Origin of the sequence: Streptomyces sp. NPDC005181, from assembly GCF_040608395.1 — a bacterium.
Taxonomy (GTDB): domain Bacteria; phylum Actinomycetota; class Actinomycetes; order Streptomycetales; family Streptomycetaceae; genus Streptomyces.
The window spans coordinates 1-9,236 of sequence record NZ_JBEXID010000156.1; the positions used below are offsets into that span (position 1 = coordinate 1).

Sequence of the window (9,236 nt, forward strand, 5' to 3'; positions counted from 1 at the left end):
TACAATCGACAACGCCTCCACTCCGGACTCGGCTACAAGACTCCCGCAGAAGTCCAAGCCGCGTACGAGCAGTTGCAGGCAGCGGCGTAAGAAGAACCCTCAACACCGCTGTCCGAGAAGCGCAGGGCCCCTCACTGGGCCTATCCACGTGGGCGCGCGTCGGCGGCGGCAGCGCCGAGCGGGCCGAAGGCAGGAGCGCGGGCGCAGCCAGAGCCGGGTGCCTTGATGAAGTAGAGAAAGTCTTACCGCGCCGGGATCAGGTGCTTGCCGCGTGGCTCCTGACGTACGGAGCTTCCGCATCCAAGGCATCGAGCAACCGCACTGCGAAGACCTCGGACATGCGCGCTGTGACTTCTTCGGGCGTGAGCCAGTCGACCGCCGTGGACTCGTAGAAGGTGCGCTCGGCGCCGCCGGAGGGCTTGCAGCGGAATACCAGGGTCCCGGTACTGCTCGCGATCTATGCCCGGTGCATCGTCGGCCACCTGCCGGATCTCAAGAAGCGCATCGAGGCCGGAGGGGACCTACCGGATCTTTCAGAGCGTTGAGCGTGACTCTGGGAGCGCCACCGTGTATCCACCGTGGCCACCCGTAGAAACCCGGTGACAGCCGGACGGCGCCGGACCCTCCCCGCCGTGACCTGGGGTCGGTCCGGCGCTTATGTGTTCTCTACGCAGCCCTCGCTACGGTGCGGTGACCTGCAGAAAAGGCCCTCCCGAGGGAGGGCCTGATGTCGTGCGGACTGTGTGCCCCCGGCAGGACTCGAACCTGCGGCCAAGCGCTTAGAAGGCGCCTGCTCTATCCACTGAGCTACGGGGGCCGGGTGGTGGCCTCGGCGGCCTGAAGCCCTGGGACCAGGCCGGTCCGTGACCTTTGCCGGGACAAGGATAGGGCTCCGATCGCCTCGACCCGGTTGCTTCACCTGCGTGGCACGATGTGGAGGTTCGGTGAAGCGAAACGATAATCGCAGGTGGGCGCAGATCGCGCACTGCTTTTGACGCCTCGCGCCCCGGGTGTTGTGCACTCGTTATGCCTGCGCCCCACTCGTCCCCTCTGTCCCGACGGCGTAACCGGCGCGCAGAGGCGGCTATACGCTTCAAAAAGGCGCCAAAATTGGGCATTCTTCGCATGTGGTAACCATGGATGTACGGCCTCAGCTCATCGACGCACTTTCCGCCCTGCGCGACCGTGTCGCTGCCGTGCGTCTGCCACTCCCGCTTCCTGGGGCGGCACGTGCCCGTCAGACCAGGGTCGAGCTGCTCGCCCAGCTCGACGACTACCTGCTTCCCCGACTGAAGGATCCTGAAGCGCCGCTGCTCGCGGTCATCGGTGGATCCACCGGGGCCGGGAAGTCGACTCTCGTCAACTCACTCGTGGGGCGACGGGTCAGCGAGGCCGGGGTGCTGCGGCCAACCACCCGGACCCCTGTCCTTGTCTGCCATCCGGATGATCACCACTGGTTCGCCGGGGTCCGCGTACTGCCGCAACTGACCCGGGTCTGGCTGCCCCCGGACGAGTCCGCGGATTCAGGCCTTCGCGACGACCGCGACGGGCTCGGCGAGGACGAGGAGGAGGACGGGACCGCGCTGCGGGTCGAGACGGCCGCGAGTCTGCCGCGCGGACTCGCGCTGCTCGACGCCCCGGACATCGACTCGCTCGTCGTACGGAACCGGGTGCTGGCAGCCGAACTCATCTGCGCCGCCGACGTCTGGGTCATGGTCACCACCGCCTCCCGGTACGCCGACGCGGTGCCGTGGCAGCTGCTGCGTACCGCGAAGGAGTACGACGCCTCTCTAGTCATCGTGCTCGACCGGGTGCCGCACCAGGTGATCGCCGAAGTGTCGCGGCAGTACGGGGCGCTGCTGACCAGGGCGGGTCTCGGTGAGGTGCCCCGCTTCACCATCCCGGAGCTGCCCGAGTCGGCGGGCGGCGGCAGTGGACTGCTGCCCACGACTGCGGTCGCACCGTTGCGCGCCTGGCTCGGCCACCGAGTGCACGATCCGGCGGCCCGCCAGCAGGCCGTGGGGCGTACGGCGACCGGGGTCATCGATTCGCTGGACGTACGCATGCCGGAGCTGGCCGGGGCCGTCGCCGCGCAGTACGCGGCGGCCGTGCGGCTCACCGGAGTGGTCGAGGACGCGTACCAGAAGGAGGGCGCCCGGGTGCGGCGGCGGCTGCAGAACGGTGGCGTGCTCGCCGGGGACGCCCGCACCCGGTGGCGCGGATACCCGCTCTACAGCTCTTCCGAGGAGCTGCTCGACGCACTGGTGGAGAGCCTGGCCGCACTTCTGCAGTGCGCTGTCGCCGCAGCCGACGAGCAGATCCGCACGACCTGGCGGCACGAGCCCGCAGCCGGTGTGCTCGGGTTCGAGGCCGCCGGCCGGGAGGCCGGGGGGTCGGGGCCGGCCGAGGACATCCGGGGCCGGATCGCCATGGCCGTACGGCGGTGGCGGCGAGTGCTGGAGGAGCTGGCCGAGGAAGAGGTGCGCCAGCTGGAACGCAACGCCGCACCCGACGCCGAGACGGTGGCGGCGTTGCTGGCCGCCGCGTTGCTCGGCGGACGCCGTGCCCGCAGCGCCGGGGAACAGCTCGCCGAACGCATCGGCGTCCAGGGCGCGCTGCGACTGCGCGACAAGGGCGGCGCGCTGCTGACCACCTATCTCGACCGGGTGCTGAACAGCGAGCGTGACCGGCGGCTCGCTCCGCTCGACGCGCTCGATGTGGCCCCGGAGCCGCAGGCAGAACTGATCGCCGCGCTGTCCGTACTGAAGAAGGAGAGGTGGCAGCGTTGACTGTCGTCACTGACCAGGACCACAGCCAGGAGCAGGGCGGGGTGCGGGGCACGGACCCGGACCCGGGTCGTGAGACGGACCCTGGCATGGGCCGTGAGCAGGGGCGGGGCCGCACGGCGGAAGCCGTGATCCGCAACGCCCCCGTGCCCGTCGGGCGCTGGGACGACGGGCTCATTGCCCGCCGTGCCGCTGCCGCTTCCGGGAAATCCGGACCCGACCCCGAACCCGGCCGTGAGGCCGCCTCCGACGACGACGTACGCCCCCAGGTCGAGGCGTACGTACCGTCCGGCAGCCCGCTCCGGCTGCGGCTCGACGCGCTGCGTGAGCTCGTCGGGCTGTCCAGGGCCCGGCTGGACCGGGCCACCCTCGCCGAGGCGGGGCGCGTACTCGACGAGGCCGCGGCCCGGCAGCGGCTCTCCTCCCGGCACACCGTCGTCGCCATCGCCGGTGCGTCGGGCAGCGGCAAGTCGACCCTCTTCAACTCCCTTGCGGGCGCGCAGATCTCCGACACCGGGCTGCGACGGCCGACCACCGCCGCGCCCCTCGCCTGCTCCTGGACCGACGGCGCCGCCGGGCTGCTGGACCGGCTTGCCATTCCCGGGCGGCTCAGGCGCAGGCCGCACCCGGGCGGTACGGAAGCGGACGAGGCGCTTCAGGGACTCGTCCTCGTCGATCTGCCCGACCACGACTCGGCGGCGGCCGGGCACCGTGAGCAGGTGGACCGGGTGCTTGCACTGGTCGACGCGGTGATCTGGGTCGTGGATCCGGAGAAGTACGCGGACGCGGCTCTGCACGAGCGCTATCTGCGTCCGCTGGCCGGGCACGCGGAGGTCACGTTCGTCGTTCTCAACCAGGTGGACCGGCTCCCCGGCGACGCCGCCGACCAGGTCCTCGACGACCTGCGCCGGCTGCTCGACGAGGACGGCATGGCGCTCGGCGAACACGGCGAACCGGGCGCCACCGTCCTGTCCCTGTCGGCACTCACCGGCCACGGGGTCGGCGAACTGCGTGAGCTGCTCGGCCGGTTCGTCCAGGAGCGCACGGCCGCGGCGCGCCGACTCTCCGCCGATGTGGACGCCGCCGCGGCCAAACTGCGGCCGGTGTACGTCGCCGAAGGGCGGCCGGGGCTCGGGGAACGCGCCCGCGAGGAGTTCGCCGACCGGCTCGCCGAGGCCGTCGGCGCGGCCGCGGCAGGTCAGGCCGCCGAACGTGAGTGGCGCAGGAACGCCGGGCGGGCCTGCGGGACGCCCTGGCTGCGGTTGTGGCGCTGGTACGAGTCCACCAGGCTGCCGGGAAGCATGGACCGGGCAGCGGCGCTGCCCGCGCCGCCGGAGGAGCGGCTCACAGCCCGGCAACGCGTCGAGCAGGCGGTACGCACGGTGGCGGACGCCGCCGCCGACGGGCTGCCGGGCCCCTGGGCGCAGGCGGTCCGCGAGGCCGCGGTGAACGGGGCGGAGGGCTTGCCGGAGGCGCTGGACGAGCTGGCGGAGAAGTCCGGCACGGCGGTGGAGGAACGGGGCAGGGCCGTCGCGGAGGATGCGGGGCATGGCGCGGCACCCGTCGGCGCCGACAGCGGGGCCGTGGCCGCTGCCGCGGTGGCCGGTGGATCCGGTGGGGTGCACAGCGGGCGGGTGGCCGGCAAGCCGCCGCGACCCGCGTGGTGGCCCGCCGCCGTACTGGCTCAGGTCTCCATGACGTTGCTGCAGATCTTCGGCGGCCTCTGGCTGATCGGCCAGATCGTCGGCGTAGTCGAACCGGGGCTGCTCAACGCCACATTGGTGATGCTGGCCGGGATCGTCGGCGGGCCGCTGGTCGAGTGGTCGTGTGCGGCCGCCGCGCGTGGACCTGCACGGAGGTACGGGCAGGAGGCCGAGCGGCGGCTGCGCGAGGCGGCGGCGGCCTGCGGCCGGGCGCGGGTGCTCGATCCGGTGGCGGCCGAGCTGGTGCGCTATCGCGAGGTGCGGGAGCGGTTCGTGGCGGTGACGGAGTTTTCCACAACCGGCCGGTAGTCCACAGCCCTCAGCAGGATCCCCGCCTTCCCTTCAGCATGAGATCAGTGACCGCGCGGCCGCGGTCACGGGAGCCGAAGGGGAGGCGCAGGCATGAACGACACCGTGGTGACATTGGTGGGCAACGCGGCGACCGGGGTGGAGTTCCGGGAGACTGCGACCGGCGGTATGGCGCGATTCCGTTTCGCCGTGACGGCCCGGCGCTGGGACCGGGAGAAGCAGTTCTGGACGGACGGGCACACCAGCTTCTACACCGTGTGGGCGTGGCGCACGCTGGCGTCGAATCTCGCGGGGTCGGTCGCTGTGGGGGAACCACTGGTGGTGCACGGCCGGTTGAAGGTGCGCGAGGAGGAACGGGACGGGCAGCGCCGGACGTTCGTGGACATCGAGGCACTGGCGGTCGGACACGATCTGACACGGGGGACGGCGGCGTTCCGGCGGGTGATGCGGGGTGATCCGACGCTGACGGCCGGGCCGGGCAGGCGGGGAGGGCCGGCGGAGGAACGGGGAGAGGGGGAGGCCGGCGGGCTCGGGGTGCCTGTCCAACGGGCGGAGCCTGTTGTGCGGTCCGCGAAGGGGGAGCGGAGGGAGCGGGGCGCCCGGCATGGGAGGCGCGGGCCGACGGTGCGTCAGGAACAGATCCCTGAGCTGGCATCGGCGCCGTGACTGGGCCTGGGCGTGCGGAAGTTACCGGCGATAACGATTCTGAGTCGGAATGGTTGTACGACGGTATGACGGGGGAATGTGCATCGCCGCATCCTTAGGATTTCCCAGTAGTCACAGGGCACTTGAGTCGGCTGGCGGGACAAACCCACACGCGCACCAAGCGCGAGGGTCCCGCCCGGAGGGGACATCTGTGTTTTCTGCTTCTTCAGCGACCGCTTCGTCATCCAGCGCGGGGACGATTCCCCCACGGAGACGGAGCATCTCCCGGCTGGCCGCATCGGCGGTGGCATCAGGGCTCGTCATAGCCGGCGTCCTCGTCGGCGCAGGCGGCGCGGCCGCCGACGAGGCGCCCCAGCACCAGGGCGGCGCTACCGCCGTCCTGGACGGGTTGAAGACCTACGACCGGGCCGTGCTCCACACGGACGGCAAGAAGCAGGAGCTGCCCGCCGGGCTCTTCGAGATGACCGTCGACGGCGGCGGCAAGCTCAAGACGTACTGCATCGACATTCACAACCCCACCCAGGACCAGGCGAAGTACCTGGAGACTCCCTGGAACCAGACGTCGCTCGGCGCCAACAAGAACGCGGGCAGGATCCGCTGGATCCTGCAGCACTCCTACCCGCAGATCGACGACCTCGCGGCGCTTGCCGAACAGGCCGGCACCGGGCCGCTGACCGAGCAGACCGCGGCGGCGGGCACCCAGGTCGCCATCTGGCGCTACTCGGACGACGCCGACGTCGACGCCTCCGACAAGCAGGCCGAGAAGCTCGCCGACTGGCTGGGTGAGCACGCCGAGGACGTCGCCGAGCCCAAGGCGTCCCTCGCCCTGGATCCGGCAGCGGTCTCCGGCCTGTCCGGTGAGCGGCTCGGGCCGGTCACCGTCCGCACCAACGCCGACCAGGTCTCGGTGACCCCGCCCGCCGACTCCGCCAGCGGCGTCAAGGTCACCGACAGGAGCGGCAAGCCCGTCATCGCCGCCGCCAACGGTGCCGAGCTCTACTTCGACGTCCCGGCGGGCGCCGCCGACGGCATGGCCTCGCTGACCGTGCAAGCCACCACCTCGGTGCCGGTCGGCCGGGCCTTCGCCGGGGTGACCAAGAGCCAGACGCAGATCCTGGCCGGCTCCAGCGAGTCCACGGTCTCCGCGACCGCCACCGCGACCTGGGCGAAGAAGGGCGCGATCCCCGCGCTCACCGCGAAGAAGAACTGCGCCAAGGGCGGCGTGGATGTCACCGCGAGCAACGAGGGCGACGAGGCGTTCACCTTCGAGCTGGCCGGTGCCGAGCACACCGTCGAGGCCGGACGGTCGGAGACGGTGACCGTCCCGGTCGCCGAGGACCAGGCGTACGACTTCACGATCACCGGTCCCGGCGGGTTCACCAAGACGTTCAAGGGCGTCCTGGACTGCAAGACCACCGGCAGCGGCACCGGCGGCCTCGATACCCGGACGGCCGACCAGCCTGCCCCGGCCACGGCCGGCGGCAGCTCGACCGGGACCGGGGGCGACCTCGCCGAGACCGGCAGCTCCAGTGCCACGCCGATCATCGCGGGCATCGCCATCGCTCTCGTCGTCATCGGCGGCGGCGCGGTCTTCCTCCTCCGCAAGCGGAAGACGCCGTCCGAGGGGCAGTCGACCGGGGAGTAAGCGGAACGTGACAACTGGGCGGCACATTGTCACGATGTGTTGATGGCAGCCCCGGTACGCCCACGCGTACCGGGGCTGTCGCCGGGCCGTCCTGCGTGACAAGCGTGACGTCAGGTATCCCTGGAGGGCTGCCCCGTCGGGCCCGGGCTCCGATCCCGAGGTCAGTGCGCATGACGCCTCGGATGTGCTTCCACTGCCCCCAGAGGTGATACAGCCCACCCTCTATCACCTCGAAGGAGCCGTCCGGGTCAGGATTCCCCTCCTCCAGACACATCGTCCGGCGATACGTCTCCGAGAGCGCCTTGGTCACCCATCTCGGGATCCGCTGGTGCGCGGAACGAACTCCAAATTCTCGAATTCGAAGTTCGCCTGCTCTATGGCTTCCTGCTTCGTGGGATGACACGTGTCCGTCAGGACTTCCCATTCGGCAGAGCAGTAGAACAGGTAATAATCAGGATCTCCGTCGTATCGTGTGATCGCCAGATTCGAGAGCCTTTCCTCGAAGCTATCGACCGAGTGCCTGGTCCGACGAGTAGACCGCTGCGCGTCCTCCACCTGCGCGTAAAGCTCAACTGAAGCGCCGTCAAGGACGGTCGGTGCAGATACATTCATGGCACCATCTCCACACTCGTATTCTCGACCACGCGGCCATTCTCCTCGACCCAAAACTGAGCGTGAGCTGCTCGCGATCGAAGTGAGAAGTGGCGCGAGCAGGGTGCCGCTCACACCGACTATCGCAACCGTCCAGTGGTTAAGGACCAGGTCACGCCGTGCTTGCGCTCGAACTCCCAATGCACGGTTGTGCCCGCACCCAGTGATTGCACGTCGGCGCCCGGAAGCCCGGGCGGCCGAGGGGCTCGCAGTCGAGCCCCTCGGCCGCCCCGCCGAGCTGGTGCACGGCCTCAGCGAGCCCGACGCGCGTGCCCTGCTGGCTTCGAGTGTCCGCGTGCCACTCGACCCCCTGGTACGGGACCGGATCGTTGCCGAGGCTCACGGCAACCCGATGGCCCTGCTGCATCTGCCACGCACACCTGCGGAGCTGGCGGGCGGATTCTGGCTTCCGGGCGGTCGCCCCTTGGCGAGCCGCATCGAAAACGCCTTTCACCAGCAGTTCCAATCACTTCCGCCGGACAGTCGGCGTCTTTTGCTGACCGCCGCGGCCGAGCCGACCGGAGACGTGTGTCTGTTGTGGCGCGCAGCCGGTCTGCAGGAGATACCGGTGGACGCCGCAGCGCCGGCCGAGGCCGCAGGACTTGTCGAGTTCGGCGCGAAGGTGCGGTTCCACCACCCCTTGGTGCGTTCAGCCATCCACCAGAGGGCGTCGGTGCCGGATCGCCGGGAGGCGCACCGGGCGCTGGCAGAGGCCACCGATCCCCACCTTGATCCTGATCGCAGGGCGTGGCATCGAGCTCATGCCACCCCCCGGCCCGACGAGGGCGTCGCCGTCGACCTGGAGCGCTCGGCCGGCCGGGCTCAAGGCAGGGGAGGAGCCGCCGCGGCAGCCTCGTTCCTGCGGCGGGTGGCGGAACTGACGCCCGATCCCGAGCATCGCGTCACGCGTGCACTGGCCGCCGCTCAGGCCCACATCGACGCCGGCGAGGCCGACCAGGCCTACACCATGCTGACGGCCGCGGAGGCCGGGCCGCTCGACGACCTGCAGCGCGCCCGACTCGAGCGGCTGCGGGCCCGGCTGGTGTTCTCACAGGTTCGAGGCAGCGCCGCGCCCCGGCTCCTGCTCGACGCCGCACAGCGGCTGGCACCGTTCGACGCCGCTCTTGCCCGGGACACCCTGCTCGAAGCGGTCAATGCGGCGATCTTTCGCCGGCCGTCTGAGTGAAGGACTCGGACAGCGGTCGGTGGCCGAGGCAGCCCGCACCGGACCGCCGGCAACGATGCCACCCCGGACGATCGATGTCCTTTTGGAGAGCATGGCCAGCCTGCTCATCGATGGCTACGCAGCCGGCGCCGACATCCTCAGGCACACACTGCAGGTCATCCGGCAAGAGCAGTTTCTTCGGGTGGGCACTGGCCGACCTGGGACCGCATCCACGACGAGCTCCGCCGCCAGGTCCGGATCGGGGCCGGACGCGCCCCCGAGCCGTCGGCCGCCGTGATCGACGCCCAGTC

General features: G+C 70.7%; 6 protein-coding genes, 1 tRNA gene and 1 pseudogene. 5 read left to right on the forward strand and 3 right to left on the reverse strand.

The features are described 5' to 3' along the window. Positions 1 to 242 precede the first annotated feature (242 nt). Together ABZV38_RS38220 and ABZV38_RS38225 are read right to left on the reverse strand one after the other, a co-directional pair. A pseudogene (locus ABZV38_RS38220) lies at positions 243 to 436 on the reverse strand (NUDIX hydrolase); the annotation flags it as partial. Positions 437 to 744: 308 nt separating this feature from the next. Next, positions 745 to 817, reverse strand: a tRNA-Arg gene (locus ABZV38_RS38225). Positions 818 to 1,136: 319 nt separating this feature from the next. On the opposite strand from ABZV38_RS38225, the gene ABZV38_RS38230 reads away from it, so the two are divergent. From ABZV38_RS38230 to ABZV38_RS38245, 4 genes are all read left to right on the forward strand, one after another. Continuing rightward, positions 1,137 to 2,789: a dynamin family protein gene (locus tag ABZV38_RS38230; RefSeq protein WP_356333304.1), complete on the forward strand. Its 1,653-nt coding sequence runs from the start codon at positions 1,137 to 1,139 to the stop codon at positions 2,787 to 2,789. Next, positions 2,777 to 4,798, forward strand: a complete 2,022-nt coding sequence (locus ABZV38_RS38235) for a GTPase (RefSeq protein WP_356333306.1) — start codon at positions 2,777 to 2,779, stop codon at positions 4,796 to 4,798. Before ABZV38_RS38230 ends, ABZV38_RS38235 begins: the two co-directional genes overlap by 13 nt. 93 nt (positions 4,799 to 4,891) lie before the next feature. Then, positions 4,892 to 5,464 carry a single-stranded DNA-binding protein gene (locus ABZV38_RS38240; RefSeq protein ID WP_356333308.1) on the forward strand — a complete coding sequence of 191 codons (573 nt, stop codon included), beginning with the start codon at positions 4,892 to 4,894 and terminating at the stop codon, positions 5,462 to 5,464. A gap of 190 nt (positions 5,465 to 5,654) precedes the next feature. Further along, positions 5,655 to 7,109, forward strand: coding sequence for an LAETG motif-containing sortase-dependent surface protein (locus tag ABZV38_RS38245; RefSeq protein WP_356333310.1), 1,455 nt, complete (start codon positions 5,655 to 5,657; stop codon positions 7,107 to 7,109). 306 nt (positions 7,110 to 7,415) lie between these two features. Here the strand turns inward: ABZV38_RS38245 and ABZV38_RS38250 are convergent, their stop codons facing one another. Then, positions 7,416 to 7,721, reverse strand: a complete 306-nt coding sequence (locus ABZV38_RS38250; protein WP_356333311.1) for a hypothetical protein — start codon at positions 7,719 to 7,721, stop codon at positions 7,416 to 7,418. A gap of 391 nt (positions 7,722 to 8,112) precedes the next feature. On the opposite strand from ABZV38_RS38250, the gene ABZV38_RS38255 reads away from it, so the two are divergent. After that, positions 8,113 to 8,946: a hypothetical protein gene (locus ABZV38_RS38255; RefSeq protein WP_356333313.1), complete on the forward strand. Its 834-nt coding sequence runs from the start codon at positions 8,113 to 8,115 to the stop codon at positions 8,944 to 8,946. Positions 8,947 to 9,236: the final 290 nt, after the last annotated feature.